At 70.0% G+C, this 18,666-nt stretch carries 16 protein-coding genes; 7 read left to right on the top strand and 9 right to left on the bottom strand.

Annotation, left to right across the window (positions count from 1 at the left end):
• Window positions 1-101: 101 nt before the first annotated feature.
• The 4 genes from ACFWP7_RS29580 to ACFWP7_RS29565 all read right to left on the bottom strand — a co-directional run bounded on the left by ACFWP7_RS29580 (window position 102) and on the right by ACFWP7_RS29565 (window position 5,416).
• Window positions 102-1,529, bottom strand: coding sequence for a CitMHS family transporter (locus ACFWP7_RS29580; protein WP_384387293.1), 1,428 nt, complete (start codon window positions 1,527-1,529; stop codon window positions 102-104).
• Window positions 1,530-1,663: 134 nt separating this feature from the next.
• Window positions 1,664-4,006, bottom strand: coding sequence for a molybdopterin oxidoreductase family protein (locus ACFWP7_RS29575; RefSeq protein WP_384387291.1), 2,343 nt, complete (start codon window positions 4,004-4,006; stop codon window positions 1,664-1,666).
• Between the two features lie 178 nt (window positions 4,007-4,184).
• Window positions 4,185-4,814 (bottom strand): TetR family transcriptional regulator, encoded by a 630-nt coding sequence (locus ACFWP7_RS29570; protein WP_384387288.1) that lies wholly within the window; start codon window positions 4,812-4,814, stop codon window positions 4,185-4,187.
• Entirely contained in the window at window positions 4,811-5,416 is a 606-nt protein-coding gene (locus tag ACFWP7_RS29565) for a hypothetical protein (protein WP_384387285.1), read from the bottom strand. Before ACFWP7_RS29565 ends, ACFWP7_RS29570 begins: the two co-directional genes overlap by 4 nt.
• A gap of 263 nt (window positions 5,417-5,679) precedes the next feature.
• On the opposite strand from ACFWP7_RS29565, the gene hmgA reads away from it, so the two are divergent.
• From hmgA to ACFWP7_RS29550, 3 genes are all read left to right on the top strand, one after another.
• Window positions 5,680-7,026 carry a homogentisate 1,2-dioxygenase gene (hmgA, locus tag ACFWP7_RS29560; RefSeq protein ID WP_384387282.1) on the top strand — a complete coding sequence of 449 codons (1,347 nt, stop codon included), beginning with the start codon at window positions 5,680-5,682 and terminating at the stop codon, window positions 7,024-7,026.
• 116 nt (window positions 7,027-7,142) lie between these two features.
• Window positions 7,143-7,892: a GntR family transcriptional regulator gene (locus ACFWP7_RS29555; protein WP_384387279.1), complete on the top strand. Its 750-nt coding sequence runs from the start codon at window positions 7,143-7,145 to the stop codon at window positions 7,890-7,892.
• A 24-nt stretch (window positions 7,893-7,916) separates the two neighbouring features.
• Window positions 7,917-9,101, top strand: a complete 1,185-nt coding sequence (locus ACFWP7_RS29550) for a type ISP restriction/modification enzyme (RefSeq protein WP_384387276.1) — start codon at window positions 7,917-7,919, stop codon at window positions 9,099-9,101.
• Between the two features lie 7 nt (window positions 9,102-9,108).
• Here the strand turns inward: ACFWP7_RS29550 and ACFWP7_RS29545 are convergent, their stop codons facing one another.
• Complete coding sequence (locus tag ACFWP7_RS29545; protein ID WP_384387273.1) at window positions 9,109-9,825, bottom strand: TetR/AcrR family transcriptional regulator; 717 nt, start codon at window positions 9,823-9,825, stop codon at window positions 9,109-9,111.
• 63 nt (window positions 9,826-9,888) lie between these two features.
• Between ACFWP7_RS29545 and ACFWP7_RS29540 the strand changes: the two genes are divergently transcribed.
• Both ACFWP7_RS29540 and ACFWP7_RS29535 read left to right on the top strand, forming a co-directional pair.
• The gene (locus ACFWP7_RS29540; protein ID WP_384387271.1) at window positions 9,889-10,857 is read left to right on the top strand and encodes an ATP-binding cassette domain-containing protein; all 969 of its coding nucleotides are present in this window, start codon (window positions 9,889-9,891) and stop codon (window positions 10,855-10,857) included.
• On the top strand, window positions 10,854-11,636 hold the full coding sequence (locus tag ACFWP7_RS29535) for an ABC transporter permease (protein WP_384387444.1): 783 nt from the start codon (window positions 10,854-10,856) through the stop codon (window positions 11,634-11,636). Before ACFWP7_RS29540 ends, ACFWP7_RS29535 begins: the two co-directional genes overlap by 4 nt.
• A 21-nt stretch (window positions 11,637-11,657) precedes the next feature.
• On the opposite strand, the gene ACFWP7_RS29530 is transcribed toward ACFWP7_RS29535, so the two are convergent.
• The gene (locus ACFWP7_RS29530; protein ID WP_384387269.1) at window positions 11,658-13,391 is read right to left on the bottom strand and encodes an amidohydrolase; all 1,734 of its coding nucleotides are present in this window, start codon (window positions 13,389-13,391) and stop codon (window positions 11,658-11,660) included.
• Between the two features lie 118 nt (window positions 13,392-13,509).
• On the opposite strand from ACFWP7_RS29530, the gene ACFWP7_RS29525 reads away from it, so the two are divergent.
• Complete coding sequence (locus ACFWP7_RS29525; protein ID WP_384387266.1) at window positions 13,510-14,712, top strand: CaiB/BaiF CoA transferase family protein; 1,203 nt, start codon at window positions 13,510-13,512, stop codon at window positions 14,710-14,712.
• A gap of 287 nt (window positions 14,713-14,999) precedes the next feature.
• Here ACFWP7_RS29525 and ACFWP7_RS29520 read toward each other — a convergent pair whose 3' ends face one another.
• The 3 genes from ACFWP7_RS29520 to ACFWP7_RS29510 all read right to left on the bottom strand — a co-directional run bounded on the left by ACFWP7_RS29520 (window position 15,000) and on the right by ACFWP7_RS29510 (window position 16,819).
• Window positions 15,000-15,269 (bottom strand): hypothetical protein, encoded by a 270-nt coding sequence (locus tag ACFWP7_RS29520; protein WP_384387264.1) that lies wholly within the window; start codon window positions 15,267-15,269, stop codon window positions 15,000-15,002.
• Between the two features lie 115 nt (window positions 15,270-15,384).
• Window positions 15,385-16,185, bottom strand: a complete 801-nt coding sequence (locus tag ACFWP7_RS29515; RefSeq protein WP_384387261.1) for an anti-sigma factor domain-containing protein — start codon at window positions 16,183-16,185, stop codon at window positions 15,385-15,387.
• A 91-nt stretch (window positions 16,186-16,276) separates the two neighbouring features.
• Entirely contained in the window at window positions 16,277-16,819 is a 543-nt protein-coding gene (locus ACFWP7_RS29510) for a sigma-70 family RNA polymerase sigma factor (protein WP_384387442.1), read from the bottom strand.
• Between the two features lie 283 nt (window positions 16,820-17,102).
• Here ACFWP7_RS29510 and ACFWP7_RS29505 point away from each other — a divergent pair, with 283 nt between their 5' ends.
• Window positions 17,103-18,638: a DUF4331 domain-containing protein gene (locus tag ACFWP7_RS29505; protein ID WP_384387259.1), complete on the top strand. Its 1,536-nt coding sequence runs from the start codon at window positions 17,103-17,105 to the stop codon at window positions 18,636-18,638.
• Window positions 18,639-18,666: the final 28 nt, after the last annotated feature.

Here is an 18,666-nt window from a genome sequence, read left to right as displayed (position 1 = left end):
GTCCGGGCGTCGGCGTCTGTCAGGCGTCCGGCCGTCGACGTCCGACAGACGTCCGCGCGTCGGCGTCCAACAGACGTCCGCGCATCGACGTCCGACAGACGTCAGATGATGCCGAACAGGATCCCCGCCGCGAGCACCACCAGCGAAGTGAGCGCCGCCCACTTCACCACGAACCTGGTGTGGTCGCCGAACTCGACCTTCGCCATGCCGACGAGGACGTAGACGGCGGGGACCAGCGGGCTCGACATGTGCAGCGGCTGGCCGACGAGGGAGGCGCGGGCGATCTCCAGGGTGGAGACGCCGTGGGCCTGGCCCGCCTCGGCGAGGACCGGGACGATGCCGAAGTAGAAACCGTCGTTCGACATGAAGTACGTGAGCGGAATGCTCAGGACGCCGGTGACGAAGGCCATGTGGGGGCCCATGCCGTCGGGGATGTTGGAGACCAGCCACTCGGCCATGTGGTCGACCATGCCGGTGCCCTGAAGGACTCCGGTGAAGACGGCGGCGGCGAAGACCATGCCGGAGACGTTGAGGACGTTCGCGGCGTGGGCGCCCAGGCGGGCCTTCTGGTCGGGCATGTGGGGGAAGTTGACGGTGAGCGTGAGGGCGGCGCCGAGCAGGAACAGCACCGGGATCGGCAGCAGTTCCATGATCATGGCGGTGAGCAGGGTGAGCGTGAGCAGGGCGTTGAACCAGTAGAGCTTGGGGCGCAGGGTGGCGCGGTTGGGGTCGAGGACCGCGAAGCCGTCGTCCTCCTCGGGACTCTCGGCGTCCGCGTCCGTGCCGGAGCCCGAACCGCCTGTGCCCACGGCCTTCTTCGCAAGGTCGACCGGGCCACTGCCGCCGGCACCGGACCCCGCGGCGACCAGAACCGTCTCGGCCTCCTGCGGCTCCAGTATCTCTTCCAGCGTCAGCAGGCCCAGCCGCGTACGCTCACGGCGACCGAGGACGTACGAGAGTACGAAGACACCCAGGAGGCCGACGGCGAGAGCCGGGATCATCGGTACGAAGATGTCGCTGGCGTCGACCTTGAGGGCGGTGGCGGCGCGGGCGGTCGGGCCTCCCCAGGGGAGGGTGTTCATCACGCCGTTGGCCATAGCGGCGACGCCGGTCATCACGACGAGGCTCATCTTGAGGCGCTTGTACAGCGGGTACATCGCCGAGACCGTGATCATGAAGGTGGTGGAGCCGTCGCCGTCGAGGGAGACGATCGCGGCGAGCACGGCCGTACCGACGACTATGCGCAGCGGATCGGCCTTGCAGAACTTCAGGATGCCGCGCACGATCGGGTCGAAGAGCCCGACGTCGATCATCACTCCGAAGTAGACGATCGCGAACATGAGCATCGCCGCGGTGGGGGCGAGGCTGGTGACGCCGTCGATGACGTAGTCACCGAGCTTGGCGCCCTTTCCGACGAACACGCAGAAGAGCGCCGGGATCAGCACGAGCGCCGCGATCGGCGACATCTTTTTCAGCATGATCAGGACCAGGAAGGTCGCGATCATGGTGAAGCCGAGGATGGTCAGCATGGGTGGATACCTAACGTTCGCCCTTGAACTCCCGCCTGGGACGGCGGTGCGTGTGACGTTAGGTCGGGGGCGCAAGTCTTAACAAGATGTTGACACGTGAGCAATAAGCGCAAAACTCCAGGTCACAGCTTCGCTCAGGGGACAGGGGTCAGCTCTACGGGTACGCCGTTGAGGACGGCGGTCCCGGAGAGGGGGTCGAGGAGGGTGCCGTCGAGGAGCTGGTTGACGTTGACTCCGGGGTTGAGTGCGGCGTGGCTCAGCCGGGTGCCGGGGCGGTCGTGTCCCCACCCGTGCGGCAGGCTCACCACCCCGCGCCGTACGGTGTCGGTGACTTCGGCGGGGGCGGTCACCTCTCCCCCGGCGCCCTTGACGCGGACCGTCGAGCCGTCGCCGATCCCGAGGTGTTCGGCGTCCTCGGGGTGGATGTGCAGGGTGCAGCGGTTGGTGCCGCCGGTGAGGGCTGGCAGGTTGTGCATCCAGCTGTTGTTGGACCGCAGGTGGCGGCGGCCGACGAGCACAAGGGCGGACGGGCGCTCACGTAGGGCTTCCCGCAGCCGGGGAAGATCGTCTGCAATCGGTGTCGGCAGCAGCTCGATCTTTCCGCTGCGGGTCTTGAGCGGCCCCGGCAGTCGCGACCGCAGGGGCCCGAGGTCGATGCCGTGCGGCTGCGCGAGCAGTTTCTCCAGGTTCAGCCCGTCAGGTCGTACGCCGAAACCGTCGCCGTAGGGACCGAGGCGCAGCATCATGTCGAGCCGTCGCTCGGGGCCGTTGTCGCCGGTGAGCTGTGCGGCGAGTTTCTGTGGGTCGCGGCCGTGCACCGGGGAGTGTGCCTCGGTGACCGACTTGCCGAGTGTGCTGCCGATGACCAACGCGTCCACGGCGGACGGGTCGGCGCCGTGCATGCCGGTCGCGGCCAGGGTCAGCCGCGCGAGGATCTCGGTCTCGGCCATGCGGCCCGGCTCCAGGGGGACGGCGGCGCGGGTGTAGCGGACCTGGTTGCGTACGGCGAGGGTGTTGAAGGCGAAGTCGTGGTGGGCGCTCTGCGAGGGCGGGGGCGGCGGGAGCACGACGTGTGCGTGGCGTGAGGTCTCGTTCAGGTACGGGTCGACGCTGACCATGAAGTCCAGCGAGCCGAGGGCCTTGTCGAGGCGGTCGCCGTCGGGTGCGGAGAGTACGGGGTTGGTGGCGACGGCGATGACCGCGCGGATCGGTTTCCGCTGCGCGGTGGCGGAGTCGCCCTGCTCGATGGTGCTCCCGCCCTGCGCGGTGGCGGAGTCGCCCCGCTCGATGGCGGTCCCACCCTGCTCCGTGGCGGTGTCGATCTCTTCGGCGAGGGCGGCGAGCGGCAACTCGCCCTTGGCCTCGGGGTATCGGCTCACCCGCGAGTGCCAGCGTCCGAGCGCGAAGCCGCGGCCGGGGCCGGCGGCCCGGGGTGTCCTGTCGGTGGCGGCCTGCGGGAAGAGGGCACCGCCTGGCCGGTCGAGGTTGCCGGTGAGGATGTTGATGATGTCGACGAGCCAGCTGGTCAGGGTGCCGTGCGGGACCGTGCAGCTGCCGATGCGGCCGTAGACGGCGGCGGTGGGTGCGGCGGCGAGTTCGCGGGCGAGCGCCCTGATCGTGTCGGCGGGCACATCACAGGCCTCGCTTGCCGCCTCGGGGGTGAAGTCCCGTACGGCGTGGGCGAGTTCGTCGATGTCCTGGACGTGCGGGGCGAGGTCGCCGAGCTCGACGAGCTTCTCCTCGAAGAGGACGTTCGCCACGGCGGCGAGCAGCAGCCCGTCGGTTCCCGGCCGGATCGGCACGTGCCGGTCGGCGAGTTCGGCCGTACGGGTCCGGCGCGGGTCGATGACGGTCAGGGTGCCGCCGCGTGCCCGCAGGGCCTTGAGTTTGCCGGGGAAGTCGGGGGCGGTGCACAGGCTCCCGTTGGATTCCACCGGGTTGGCGCCGATGAGCAGGAGGTGGTCGGTGTGGTCCAGGTCGGGCACCGGGATCGCGTTGGCGTCGCCGTACAGCAGGCCGCTCGACACGTGTTTGGGCATCTGGTCGACCGTGGAGGCGGTGAAGATGCTGTGGGTGCCGAGGGCGGTGAGCAGGACGGTCGGGTAGAGGGCACCGGCCATGGTGTGCACGTTCGGGTTGCCGAGCACGACGCCGACGGCGTGCGGCCCGTGCTGCTCGACGACGGACCGCAGCCCGGCGGCCACCGCGTCGAAGGCCTCCTCCCAGCTCGCTTCGCGCAGCTCGCCGTCCTTGCGTACGAGAGGGGTGCGCAGCCGGTCCGGGTCCCCGTCGGCCACCCCGAAGGAGGCGCCCTTCGGGCAGATGAACCCCTTGCTGAACACATCGTCGCGGTCGCCCCGGGCGCCGGTCACCCGGATGCCCTCGATGGTGAGCGTCAGCCCGCAGGTGGCTTCGCAGAGGGGGCAGATCCGCAGGGCGGTGCGGGAGTCGGGGGTGGTGCCGGTGGTGCGGGACACGGGGTCCTCCCGGAAGGCGGTGGCAGCGTTGGCACACGGACTGGGGCCGAGCATACCGACCGGTATGCATGGAGGAGAGGGTCCGCCGGGGGTCAGGTCGGAAATTCGCGAGCGGATCACCGCAGGCCGACCTCCGGTGCCGGTGCCTGAGCCGAGCACCCGGTCAAGTTCCGGCCCCTCAGTCCAGCACTCGCTCCAGATAGGCCCGCAGCAGCACACGGGTCTGCTCGATGATCCGTTCGTCGCCGTCCGGGGCGAGCCGGAAGGCCAGGTGGACGAGGGTGTCGGCGGACTCCACCGCAACCAGGAAGACGCGGCGGAGATCCTCGTCGGGGGTGCGGTCGAGGTAGCCGGCGAGGAGCTCGGTGAGGCGGTCGGCGACGCGGGTGTTGGGCTCGGCACGGGAGCCGACCGGGATCTGGTTGCCGAAGTCGACGAGGGAGAAGCCGGGCGCGGTGCGCTTCATGCCTATGTACTCGTCGAGCACGGCGTCCACGGCCGCACGCCAGCCGCTCGCGACCCGCCCCTCGCCGTCGGTCTCCTGAAGCCGGAGGGTGACGCGCTCGGCGTAGCGCTCCAGGTTGCGCTGGGCGAGCGCGTCGGCCATCGCGCGCTTGTTGCCGAAGAAGCGGTAGACGGAGCCGATGGGTACGCCGGCACGCTGGGCCACGGCCCGGGTGCTCAGGGCGTCGTAGCCGACCTCGTCGAGAAGGTCGGCGCAGGCGTCGAGGATTCGGGTCAGTCGTTCTGCGCTGCGGCGCTGCACGGGCGCTCGGCGCAGCGAGGTCGCATGGGGCACAGGCTTCATGATGCCTCTCCGCCGGGGTCCGGTGAACCTCCGGTATCGGTACGGGCGTGACTGCCGCTCGTACTCATAGAGGGTTCCGGCGCCTCGGTCACGTCCGTCGTCTGCCTGGCCTGCGACGACGTGATGTCCGCGGTGCTCTCGACCGGCTCTGCGTCGACGGCCCACAGGGTGTGATCGTCCGCGTAGAGGCGGGCGGTGATCTGGTGCGTGCCGCGCGGGACGAGCGCGCCGGGGAGGTGGTACTCGGCGGTGCGGAGCGTGGCGATACTGCGGCCGTCGAGGTAGAGGATGACGATCCCGCGTCCCGCGACGGCCACCGAGCGCGTGCCGGCGGGCGAGAAGCGGAAGCGCTTGAAGGTCAGCCGCACGTCCCAGCCGTTGTCGGATTCCGGCTGGACCTCGATCGCGACCTCGGGTGCGCCTTCGTCCTCGATCTCACGGTAGTGCCGTCCCGCCTCGTCGGTCTTCTCCAGCAGCTCACCCACCGGCGAGGCCGACACTCCGTCCGTCGGCTCGTGCGCAGCGCCGGACCCGCAGCCCGCCGGTCCGCCGAGCAGGGCACAGACCGCGAGCGCGGCGAGCAGTCCACGCTTCCACGACATGCCGGGGAGCGTAGAACATCGCACTGACACTCGGATCCCCCTGAGGTCGGGTTCCTGAGCCGCGGACCAAGCCCTGAGCTGTACGACCCGCCGAGCCGTACGGCTCTCCGGACCTACGACCCCGAGTCGGACGGCTCTCCGAGTCGGACGAGCCTGTGTCGTACGGCTCTCCAGGTCCGACGACCCCGTGTCGTACGGCCTCTTGCGCGCACCGGAATCCATTCCTATGGTGAAGCATAGGAATCGAGTCCGAGGGAGTGGTCATGAGCGGGGACGCGGCGATCCTGGGCGGGGACGCGAGGAAGGCGGCCGAGGGGCTTGCCCACCTCTCCGGATTCGGCAACGAACACAGCTCGGAGGCGGTCCCCGGCGCCCTGCCGATCGGCCGCAACACGCCGCAGCGAGCACCGCTCGGGCTGTACGCGGAGCAACTGAGCGGTTCCGCGTTCACCGAGCCGAGGGCGCACAACCGGCGCTCGTGGCTCTACCGGATCCGCCCGTCGGCCGCCCACCCGCCGTTCACGCGTACGGACAGCGGCGCGCTCCGCACGGCTCCCTTCACGGAGACGGTGCCCGACCCCAACCGGCTGCGCTGGGACCCGCTGCCCGAGCCCCCGGCCGGCACCGATTTCGTGACCGGCCTCTGGACTCTCGGCGGCAACGGCGACGCCACCCGGCGCACCGGCATGGCGGTGCACCTGTACTACGCCAACTCCTCGATGGAACGGGTGTTCAGCGACGCCGACGGCGAGCTGCTGATCGTGCCCGAGCACGGCGGGCTGCTGCTGCGCACCGAGTTCGGGCTGCTCCATGTGGAGCCCGGCCACGTCGCGCTCATCCCCCGTGGTGTCCGCTTCCGTGTGGAGTTGCTGGACGAGAGTGCCCGCGGCTATGTGTGCGAGAACTATGGGGCGCCCTTCCAGCTGCCCGACCTGGGCCCGATCGGCGCCAACGGGCTCGCCAACGCCCGGGACTTCCTCGCACCCGTCGCGGCTTACGAGGAGGTCGAGGGCCCGGTCGAGGTGGTGAACAAGTTCTGCGGCAACCTCTGGAGGGCGACGTACGACCACTCACCGCTGGACGTCGTCGCCTGGCACGGCAACCATCTGCCCTACGTCTACGACCTGCGCCGTTTCAATGTGATCGGCACCATCAGCTACGACCACCCGGACCCGTCGATCTTCACGGTGCTGACCTCGCCGACCGACACCCCGGGACTGGCCGGTGTGGACTTCGTGGTCTTCGCGCCGCGCTGGCTGGTGGGCGAGAACACCTTCCGGCCGCCGTACTTCCACCGGAACGTGATGAGCGAGTACATGGGGCTCATCGAGGGCGCGTACGACGCCAAGACAGCCGGAAAGGGTGGCTTCGTGCCGGGTGGCGGTTCGCTGCACAACATGATGTCGGCGCACGGCCCGGACCGGGACACCTTCGACCGGGCCAGCGCCGCCGAGCTCAGGCCGCACAAGGTCGACGACGGGCTTGCCTTCATGTTCGAGACCCGCTGGCCGGTGACCGCCACGGCACGGGCGGCACAGGCGGAGCACCTGCAACACGCGTACGACGACGTGTGGCAGGGCCTTCAGCGGAACTTCCGCCAAAACGGCTGACCGCCCCCGCCCGTTCCGCCGATCGCCGCCGCCCGTCGCACTGCCCGCCGTCGCCCGTCGCGCTCATCCCTCTCGCACGTTGCACTGAACGCCCACGACCGGTACGGATATCCCTCGTGACCTCCTTCGCCCCGGACTCGATCGTCCTGAACCGCAAGCTGCCGCTCTGGTATCAGGTGTCGCAGTCCCTGCGCGCCTCGATACTCGGCCGCACCACCCAGGACCCGCTGCGCCTGCCCACCGAGGAGCAGTTGGCGGAGCACTACGGGGTGAGCGTGCTGACCATGCGGCAGGCGCTCAAGGAGTTGGAGGACGAGGGGCTGATCACGCGGCACCGCCGGCGCGGCACGTTCATCGAGCCGAGCGCTCAACGCGGAGCGCCCGTACGGCTCCTCGGCTCGGTCGACACGATCGTGGCGCAGCAGTCGGGGATGACGACGGAGCTGCTGGACCACGGCACGGTGCCCGTGTCCGCCGAACTCGCCGAGTACTTCCCGGATCTGGCCGAGGTCGCCTCGTACCATCGGCTGCGCGGCGACGAGAGGACGGGCGAACCGACGAACCACGCGCGCAACTTCGTACGTCCCGAACTCGCGGCGCTGATCGATCCGGAGGACCTGGTGCGCTGGCCCATGACGAAAGTGCTGCGCGATGTGGTGGGCATCCGGATCAGCCGGATCACCGACACCGTGGAGGCCACGCTCGCGGACCCGGAGACGGCGCGACTGCTCCAGGTCCCGCTGCTCAGCCCGATCCTGCACTACACGGGTGTCATCCACGGGGAGGACGGCCGCGCCCTGGACGTGGCCCGTATCCACTACCGCGGCGACCGTTTCTCCTTCACGGTCACCTTCGACGCCCACTGACCACCTCGTGGGCCACGTCGTACGATGCCGAGCGTGACGCAGGACGACGACGCTCCGCTGCTCGCGGACCTCATGCCGTGGTCGGCCGCTCCGGCGAGGCTGGGCCGGGGGTGGCCGACGGCTCCCGACGCCGCGTCCCTGAAGGCTCGGTGGGACGCGCTGGTGAAGGCCCAAGGGCCGGAGCGCGAGGCGTTGTTCGGCGTCACCCGCTCGCGCACTCTGCATTCGGCGGTGGCGCAGTTGCCGGGTCAGGCGAGCGGGACCGGGCGGCTGGCGCGTGAGTCGGGGCCCTGTGCGGAGCCGGTCCCGGTGCTGGGCGGTCCCTTCGACGAGCAGTGGCTGATCCCGGACCACCGGCTGATCGACGCGGCGCGCCCCGAGTTGTGGCGGGTCGCCGACGAAAGGCAGTTGTTCGCGGTCGAGCAGACGGTGGTTCCCCAGTCGTCGGGACCGGTACTGCTGGTCGCCTCCGTCCTCCCCCTGACCGCCGGTCGCGGCGGCCGCGTCCGTCCCCTCTTCCGTCGCCCCGGCGCTCTGGAACCGAACCTGGCACCGGGCCTGTTGGAGCACCTCCGTAGCCGCCTCGGTCACTCCCCCGATCCCGTCGATGTCCTCGCCTGGACGGTGGCGGTCACCCGGGCGGGCCGTGCCGGGCTTGCCGTCCCCCTCACCGCCGACCCCGGACTCTGGTCGCACGGCGTCGAGTTGGGCCGCCGGATGCTGTGGCTGATGCGACGGGACGGCCAACGGCCCAAGCTCCCCGGGGGCCGTCGCCCCTACGTCCGCTCGCCGCTCCCGACCCTCCCGGTCGACGTGCGGTACGACCGCGCCGAGGAGGCCCTCCAGCTCGACGAGGGCCGGATCTCCCCCGTTCCGCCTGAGGCCTGGGACTTCGAGGTGGGCGGAGTCCGCGTACTGGAGCATTGGTTCGCGGCCCGGACGCAGCCGCCCGAGCCGGGCACCCTGGAGGCGATCCGACCCGCCACCTGGCCCCAGGCCTGGACGTCAGAGCTGCTCGAAATCGTCACCGTGCTGGCACTGCTGGCGGAACTGCGGCCTCAGCAGGCCGAGTTGAAGATGGAAGCCCCGATCACGGCGGCCGAACTGCACAAGGCGGGGGTACTCCCGGTGCCGGACACGGCCCGACGGCCGGCGTCGGTACTGGACCACCACGAGGAAGGCCCGGAGGGCCAGTTCGCGCTGATCTAGCCCTTCGTTACCGACCCTTCGGCTCGAACGCATCCAGGACCCGCCCCAGCGCCCGCTCCCACACCGCCTCCAGGTCGATCGGGCCGTTGTCCTCCGTGAACGCCGCCGCCATCCGCGGATACCCGCCCGTCGCGATCCGGCTGCCCAGATAGCCGATCCGGACCGCGTTCTCCTGCTCCTCGGACCAGGGCAGCGAGCGGGTCCGTTCGGCGGTGGCCAGTTCGTTGCCGACGTACGTCGTCACGACGCCGTTGAGCATCGCGATCAGCTCGAACTTCGTGCCGTAGGGGGCGTCGAGGGGGTCGAGGCAGGTCAGACAGTGTTCCAGGTAGCGCAGGGCGTTGGGGCTGAAGCCGTAGACCGGGGACATCAGGCGCGGCAGCCAGGGGTGGCGGTGCATGAGGGCGCGGGTCTGATGGGCGACCCGGAGCATGTCGGCACGCCAGTCGCCGGAGGGTTCCCAGAGGTCGTGTTCACCACTGATGGCGTCAACCATCAGCTCGTACAGGTCCTCCTTGCGGGGGACATAGTTGTAGAGCGACATGGTGCCGCAGCCCAGTTCGGCCGCGACGTGCCGCATGGAGACTCCGTCGAGCCCCTCCGCGTCCGCGATCCGCACCGCTGCGGTCGCGATGTCCGCGCGGCTGTGGGCCGGCCGCGGACCACGGCCCGCACGCTCGGGACGAGCCCAGATCACTTCGGGTACGGCACTGCGCCCTGACATCGGTCGATCACCTCGCAACCATCGTAGTTACGTACACCGTACGTAGTGCACTATGGTCTACCTATGACAACTACGTACGCTGTACCTAGTGAAGGTCTGGAGAAGCGTTTCGGGGAGGTCCATGCCGTCAGGGGGCTAGATCTCGCGGTGGCCGAGGGCACGGTCTGCGGAATTCTGGGGCCGAACGGAGCGGGCAAGACCACGGCCGTACGGCTGCTCACCACCCTGCTGCGCCCGGACGCGGGGTCCGCGCGTGTCGCAGGCCACGATCTCGTGCGGGAGCCGGGAGCCGTGCGCCGCTCGATCGGGGTCACCGGGCAGTACGCCTCGGTGGACGGTGACCTCACCGGGCGCGAGAACCTGCGGCTGTTCGCGCGGCTGCTCCGGGTGCGGGGGACTGCGGCGCGGGCGGCCGAACTCCTCGACCGCTTCGGGCTGACCGAGGCCGCCGACCGGGCCGCGTCCACGTACTCGGGCGGAATGCGCCGCCGCCTCGATCTGGCGGCGAGCCTGATCCGGCGCCCCGAGGTGCTCTTCCTGGACGAGCCCACCGCCGGGCTCGACCCCGCCAGCCGCAACCAGATCTGGGCGGCCGTGCGCACGCTCAAGGACGAGGGCACCACCGTGCTGCTGACCACGCAGTACCTGGAGGAGGCCGACCAACTCGCCGACGACATCGCGCTCGTGGACCGGGGCAGGGTCACACACACCGGCTCGCCCGCCGAACTCAAGGCGCTCATCGGCAGTTACGCGGAGGTGGTCGTCGCCCACGCGGAGGCGATGTCCGCAGCCGCGGCGGTCCTGGACCAACTGACCGGCAACACACCCTCGTTCGACCAGGAGCGGCACGCGGTCGGCGCGGTCACCACCGACACGACGCTGACGCTTCCCCGACTGGTCCGCGAACTCGACGCCGCCGGGGTGCCGTTGCTCGACGCAAGCCTGCGCCCGCCGACCCTCGACGACGTGTTCCTGCGCCTGACCCACGACAGGACAGACGGCATGACCGACTACAAGGAGCTTGTGACCTGAGTACGTTGGCGTACGACGGCACCGCGATCGTGGGCCGGAACCTGCAACGGATGAAGCACAGTCCCGGGCTCCTCATCCTCACCCAGACCATGCCGATCAACATGCTGCTGTTCTTCGGCTATGTCTTCGGCAGCGCACTCGCGACACCCGGCCAGGCCTACCGCGCCTTCCTGGTGCCGGGTCTGCTGGTCGCGACCGCCGCCAACGGGATCATGACCGGGATGTTCCAGGCCGCCCAGGACTCGCACCGGGGTGTGATGGACCGCTTCCGGACCCTGCCGATGAGCCGGGCCGCGGTACCGCTGGGCCAGGCCGCCGCCGACCTGGTCGTCACGGCCGTCGGCATGCTCCCGCTGATGCTGGTCGGGCTCGCGGTGGGCTGGCGGATCGAGGGGTCCGCTCTCGAAGCGGTCGGTGCCGTAGGCCTGTTGCTGCTGTTCCGGTTCGCGATGACCTGGGTCGGCATCCTGCTCGGGCTCGCCTCGCGGAGTGAGGAGGCGGCCGGGCAGCTCGGCGCCGCGACGTTCATGCTGCCGCTGCTGTCGAACGCCTACATTCCCACCGACAATCTGCCGGGCTGGTTGCGGACGATCGCCGAATGGAACCCGATCAGCGCGGTGGCCACGGCGATGCGGGACCTCTTCGGGAACGCGCCGGTGCCGACGGAGGGTGCCTGGCCGGTGACCCATCCCGTCGCGGGGTCGCTGGCCTGGTGCGCCCTGCTCATCGCGGTGTTCCTGCCGCTCGCCGTCCGCCGCTACACACACGGCGGACGGTGAACCACGGCCGGTCGGCGAACGCTATTTCTGCGGCGCGAGTTCGGGCCCCAGCGACGAGAACTTCTCCTGGGACACCACCCGTTTCGGGGGCCAGGTGATGTTCTCCGGAGGCCACTTCTGGCCGGTCTTCTTCAGGAACCAGGCCGGCGGCTCGTACATCGGCGGCTCATAACCGTCGGGGAGTGCCGTCTTCCACTCGACGTCCTTGGTGCGCTCCTTGAACTCGTCCTTGACGGCCTTGAGGCGCTCGGGCTGGGTGAGCAGGTCGACGGCGGTCGCCGCGAGATACCGGGCGGCGGCGATGACGGCGGCCTGGCCGGGGGCGGCGGCCGCGCAGGACGCGGTGGACCAGGTGTGCATCTTGGTGCCGATCGGGGCGAGCGCGGCGCCCATCGACACGGTCGGCACGTTCCAGCTGATGTCGGCGACGTCCGTGGAACCGCCGCCCAGGAACACCGGGTTGGGCGCGGTGAGTTCGGCGATCGCGGCGTGCATGCCCTGCTGGGGCAGACCGAGGGACTCCTGAAGCTCCTTCGCCAACGCATGGGCCTCGTCGGTGAACTCGGGCGGCCCGATCTGCTTCATGTTCGCGTGCAGCAGCTCGGCGAAGGACTTGGACGGCAACTGGTTCCAGCAGGCCGAGGTGACGCGGTGCCGGACCGAGGTCTGCGAGGCCTTCGCCGCCGCCTCCGAGACGGCGATCACCTTGTCGAGGAGTACCTGGACCCGGGCGGGACTGCCCTCCCGTACGTAGTAGCTGATCTCTGCGATCTCCGGGGTCACGTTCGGGATGTCGCCGCCATTGTTGATCACCCAGTGCAGGCGGCCGCTCGGCGCCAGGTTCTCCTCGCGCAGGAACTCCGACATCGTCGCCATCATCACGGCGGCGTCCAGGGCGCTCTTGTTGCCGAGCGGGGTGCCGCCGTGGCCCGCGACGCCGAGGAAGGTGAAGGTCACGGCGGTCATCGCGGTGGTGGTGCCCCAGCCGGTGGCGTTGGAGGTCGAGGGGTGCCAGTCGAGGAACGCGTCGAGGCCGTCGTACACACCCTGGGTGACCGCGTACGTCTTGCCGATCAGGGTCTCCTCGGCGGTGGAGCCGAAGAACTTCACGGTGACCGGCAGCTTGTGCTTCTTGGCCGCCTGCGCGACGGCAGCGGCGGCCGCCGCTGCCGCCGTGCCCAGGGCGCTGTGTCCGCAGCCGTGGCCCGGGCCGTAGCTGGGCGCGAACGGGTCGTGGATGTACTCGCGCGGGTCGTGGTGGCCGACGCCCTTGTTCTGCGAGAGGCCGGGCAGAGCGTCGTACTCGCCGCTGAAGCCGAGGACCGGGCCGCCGCTGCCGTACGAGAACCTGGCGGTGAACGCGGTCGGGAAGCCGGCGGTGCCGAACTTCACCTGGAATCCGGCCTTCTCGAGGAAGCCGGCCTCGGCGAGCGAGGAGTTCCACTCGCGCAGGCTGAGTTCGGCGTTGTCCCAGATCTCGGAGTTGAGACCGGTGATGGAGTCGGCGTGGGAGGTGATCCAGTCCAGGGCCGCCGTCTTGGCGTGACTGTCCTGGGCGAGGCCCTCCGGCGCCGTGTACTCGGCTTCCGAGGAGTCGGCGGACGCCGCCATCGCGGGGTCCGCCTCGGCCGTCATCACGGCCGTGGTGACACCGGCGGCGCCGAGCAGCTGCATGATGCGACGGCGGCTCAGCACCTGGCCGTTCGCGGTCAACGACTCGTGTTCGTGTTGATCGTGCAGGTCACACACGCGCATCCTCCGAGGGTGAGGTTGGGTGTATCGGCCAAACAAATCCTGTAAACGATCAGCCACCCTGAACCCATGAGGTTGCCCCGTCAACGTCCCGGGATGACAAAGGTGTTACGCGGGAGACATGATCCCCCGCATGCAGCCACTCCCCCTTGAGGGCATCACCGTCGTCGCCGTCGAGCAGGCCGTCTCGGCGCCCTTCGCGACCCGTCAGCTCGCCGACCTCGGCGCCCGCGTGATCAAGGTGGAGCGGGTCGACGGCGGGGACTTCGCCCGCGACTACGACACCGCGGCGGCCGGCCTCGCCTCGCACTTCGTGTGGTGCAACCGGGGCAAGGAGTCCGTCGCCCTCGACCTGAAGGACCCGCGCGGCCTCGATGTCGTACACCGGCTCGTCGCGGACGCGGACGTCTTCGTACAGAACCTCGCGCAGGGCGCGGCGGCGCGCCTCGGCCTGGACGCGGCCACGCTGTGCGCCGCGCATCCGCGGCTGGTCGCCGTGGACATCTCGGGGTACGGGGCGTCCGGGCCGTACGCCGACAAACGCGCGTACGACATGCTCGTGCAGTGCGAGGCGGGGCTCGTGTCGGTGACGGGGACGCCGGAGCAGCCGGTCAAGGCGGGGATTCCGGTGGCCGACATCGCGGCGGCCATGTACGCGTTCTCCGGGGTGCTCGCGGCGCTCGTGCGGCGCGGTACGACGGGGCGCGGGGGCCCGGTGGAGGTGTCCATGCTGGACGCGCTCGCGGAGTGGATGGGGCATCCGCTGCACCATGTGATGCACGGAGGAACTCCCCCGGCGCGGACAGGTCTCGCGCACGCCGTCATCGCGCCGTACGACGCGTATCCGACGGCGGACGGCGGCCGGGTACTGCTGTCGGTGCAGAACGACCGCGAGTGGCGGCGGCTTGCCCAACAGGTTCTTGGGCAGCCGGACTTGGCAGACGATCCGGCATACGCGACGAACGCGGCGCGGGTCGCCGACCGGGAGCGTACGGACGCACTGGTGGCGAAGGCGCTGAGCCCGCTCACCGCCGAAGAGGCGGTGGCCCGGCTGGAGAGCGCGGGCATCGCGTGTGCCCGCCTGCGGGACGTACGGGAGGTCGCGGACCATCCGCAGCTGGCGGCCAGGGACCGGTGGCGGGAAGTGGGTTCACCGGTGGGGCCGTTGCGCGCACTGCTGCCGCCGATCACGCTGCCGGGCGGCGCGGAGGCGCGCATGGGAGGGGTGCCCGAGCTGGGAGAGCACACCGGGGCGGTGCTGAGGGAGTTGGGGATGACGAAGGAGGACGTCGCGGAGTTGCTGCGGGACGGTGTGGCTCGGTAAGGGGGCGGGCCGGGCCCCTACCGCGAGGTGATGGGCTCAGACGAGCTGGTCCGGATCCGCGCATCGGGTGGAGCTGCGCGTCTCGCTGCCGCAGGGCGGAGAGGCGGCGGGCAAGCGGATGTTGACCGGTTTGAGGTTGACCGGTTTGAGCATGACCGGACCCGCGCCCGGTGATACACCGGGCGTCGCCGCCTGCCGTGGGGGTGACGGACGCGGAAAAGCGGCGCTGCGCCGGGTCGGTGGGACCGCCGGAGCGCGGGTCGGGAACGCCGGTGCCGCCGCCCTGCTCAGCGACCGCCGAACAGTGAACGGCTCAGCCGCTTCAGCGGCGCGAAGAGCGAGACCCGCCTCACTCGCGCAACCCTGCTGCTGCTCTCGTGCGCGGTGTCACGCGAGGTGAGCTCTCGCATCAGCGAGGTCGCCTCGGCTGTCTCACGCTGCGGGATCGGAGGACCGCCCAGCACCGCGAGATGGCGGTCGAGGCGCGAACTGGTCGCGCTGCTCCCGCACGTGATCGCAGGGACGCGTGCCCTGCTGCGCACTGTTATCTGTTCCATGTCACTCCCCACCCGTACGAGTCCACCCGGCCCGGGCAGGCTAACCCTATCGCCCCCTCGTGGCACTCGTGTATCGCAGGCGCAGGATTCACCTTCCCTATAAGGGGGTTGACGATTACTCTCCGAATCCAACCGATTCCAGGGCGAGTTGGACAACTGGGGCGGTAGTGGGCTGCACCGAGCCACCTTCGGGCTCTACGGTGACAGCGAGTGACGTCGCGGTCGTATTCAGTCCGTCGGCGACCAGGGGCGTGTCGCCGTCGAAGAGCCCCAGGGAGCGCGGATTCTCATCGGGGCGCATGAGCCACAGCTCGTGCACGCGCCCCCCGGCGGGGGTGCCGTACCCGCTCAGTGTCACGACGGCGCTCCGCTCCGACGCGGAGGCGACCACACCGATACCGCGTCCCTGGGCGTCCCGGTCGCCTGCCGCGCGGGCGTCCGGGGCCGCGAGGACGTGGGCGATCTCACGTGCCTGGGCGCGCTCCTGGTCCAGTTGGTCCTGGGTCCGCGTCGCCTGCACGGCGAAGAGCGAGGCCACGACGAGGGCCGCCGCGGCCGTGGTGGTGGCGAGCGGGGCGAGAAGCGGGCGGAAGCGGGGGGCACGCCCGCGTGCGGTCGGATGCGCCGTCTGATGGGGGGCACGCGCGCGTGGCGCGTGCTGGGGCGACGGCTCCTGCGGCGTGGTCCGTACGGCGGTCAGCACGCGGTCGCGCAGCGCGGCCGGCGCCGGAGCAGCGGTGGACCAGGCGAGGCGCACCGCGTCCTCGGTGAGCGCCCGGACCTCTGCGTTGCAGAGCGGGCAGTCGCGCAGGTGGCGTTCGAAGCGGCGGCGCTCGTCGCGTTCGAGGGCGTCCAGCGCGTAGGGGGCGGCGAGGGAGTGCAGATCGCGCCGCAGCAACCGGTCGAGGAGGCTCATCCGGCATCTCCCTCTCGTACACACGGACCTCCGTGCGGTCGTACATCGGAATCAGGGCCGGGCAGGCGGTCGAGCAGGGGGTCGGGGACACTCATGCGACACCTCCCAGGCAGTCACGCAGCCGCGTCAGTCCGTCGCGCATACGGGTCTTGACCGTGCCGAGCGGCAGAGAGAGCCGTTCGGCCACTTCACGGTAGGTGTAGCCGTCGTAGTACGCGAGGGTGACGGACTGGCGTTGCAGAGCGGTGAGCCGGTCGAGGCAGCGGCGGACCCACTCGCGTTCGAGTCCGGCCTCGACCTCCTCGGCGACCTGGTCGAAGGCGGGATGGTGGGCGCGCTGTCCCTCGCGTTGCTCGCGCTCGGTGGCGGCGCGGGCGCTGCGGACCCGGTCGACGGCCCGGCGGTGCGCGAGGGTGAGCGCCCAGGAGAGGGCGCTGCCGCGCCGCGGGTCGAACCGCCCGGCGGAGCGCCAGAGTTCGAGCAGCACTTCCTGGGCCACCTCCTCCGACTGGGCGGGGTCGCGCACCACCCGGCGTACCAGTCCGAACACCGGCCCGGACACCAGTCCGTACAGCTCCTCGAATGCCTTCTGGTTGCCTCCGGCCACGAGCACCAGGAGTTCGTCCGCCTCCACCCGTTCCCCCTCTCCGGCCCGCAGGGGCCGTCCCGTCACTTACGTGTTCGCAGCGAGCACGCTCCCGGATGGGTTACGGATCAGCGAACCGAAAACGCGGGTCCGCCGCCAGGGAAACGGGTCTGTCGCGGAGTCAGGCTGCGACAGCCGGCCACAGAAACTGAGCCCGTCGCTGAAACAACCTGTGAAATCCGCCGTAAGAACGTTTGGGATTTGACCAATCCACCCCGGCGACCGCTCCGAATGGCGTGCGTCAGGCAATTGGGACGTGAGGACGGACGGCATGACACCTATCTTCAGGAGTGGCGCGGGGCGCAGGAGTCTCGCGACCCTCGTCTGTGGTGCGCTGGCCGCCGGGGGGCTCGCAGCCGCCGGCGTGACGCTATTGGTACCGGGGGCGGCCTCCGCCTCCAGCCACCGGGAGGCCCCGTTGATCTCGGGGGCTCCGCAGTACGACAACACGGACGTGTATGCGTTCGTGAGCCCGGACAAGCCCGATACGACGACCATCGTGGCGAACTGGATCCCCTTCGAGGAACCGGCCGGCGGACCGAACTTCTTCACGTTCGCCGAGGACGCCCAGTACGACATCCACATCGACAACAACGGTGACGCGCAGGGCGAGTTGCTCTACCGCTACACCTTCAAGACGCACGTCAAGAACGGCAACACCTTCCTCTACAACACGGGTGCGGTCGACAGCCTCGACGACCCCGACCTCAACATCACGCAGACGTACGACATCGATCTGCTGCAGCTGAAGGACCAGAAGGTGGTGTCGCAGACGAAGGTCGCGGACGATGTTCCGGTGGCGCCGTCGAACGTCGGCAAGGCGTCGATGCCGGACTACGGCAAGCTGCGTAACGAGGCGATCCACGAACTCGCGGGCGGTTCCACGACGTTCGCCGGTCAGGCGGACGACCCGTTCTTCCTGGATCTGCGGGTCTTCGACCTGCTGTACGGCGGCAACCTGACCGAGGTCGGGCGGGACACCCTCAGGGGCTACAACGTCAACTCGATAGCCCTGCAGGTGCCGAGTCACATGATCCAGGAGTCGGCCGAGCAGCCCGTCGTCGGCATCTGGTCCACCACCCAGCGCAAGGACGCGCACGGTGACTGGACGCAGGTCTCCCGGCTGGGCATGCCGCTGGTGAACGAGGTCGTCAACCCGATCAAGGACAAGGACAAGTTCAACGCGTCCTCGCCCTGGAACGACGGCGACTTCCTGACGAACGTGACCAACCCGGAGCTTCCCAAGCTCATCGAGGCGATCTACAAGATCCCGGCGCCGACGGAGCCGCGCAACGACCTCGTCGATGTGTTCCTGAAGGGCGTGGAGGGCCTGAACCAGCCGCCCAACGTCACCCCGGCGGAGGAGCTGCGGCTCAACACCTCGATCAAGCCGGTGGCTTCACCCAAGCGGCTCGGTGTGCTGGACGGCGACACCGCGGGCTTCCCGAACGGTCGCCGGCTCACCGATGACGTGCTCGACATCGCGTTGCAGGTCGTCGAGGGTGAACTGGTCGGCTCCAAGAACGACTTGGGCGACGCGGTCGACAAGAACGACAAGAAGTTCGGCCACACCTTCCCCTACCTGGCCAACCCGGCCGCTGGTTCCCGCGGAACACTCGCCAAGGGCACGACCAGCGGGACCGACGTGCGCAACCAGCTCGGTGACGCACTGCAGCCCACGAGTGCCTCCGGAGAGACCGACACCATGCTGATCGCGGCCTCCGCGGCGGCGGGCGCGGCCGGCTTCCTGTTGATCGGCACCGGCCTGCTGTGGTGGCGCCGGAGGGTGAACGACCGGGCCTACTGATCCGGCTCACGGATCGTGCGACCGGGCC

This window comes from Streptomyces sp. NPDC058470, from assembly GCF_042721055.1.
Lineage (GTDB): Bacteria > Actinomycetota > Actinomycetes > Streptomycetales > Streptomycetaceae > Streptomyces.
This window is presented reverse-complemented; position numbering and strand designations above follow the sequence as displayed.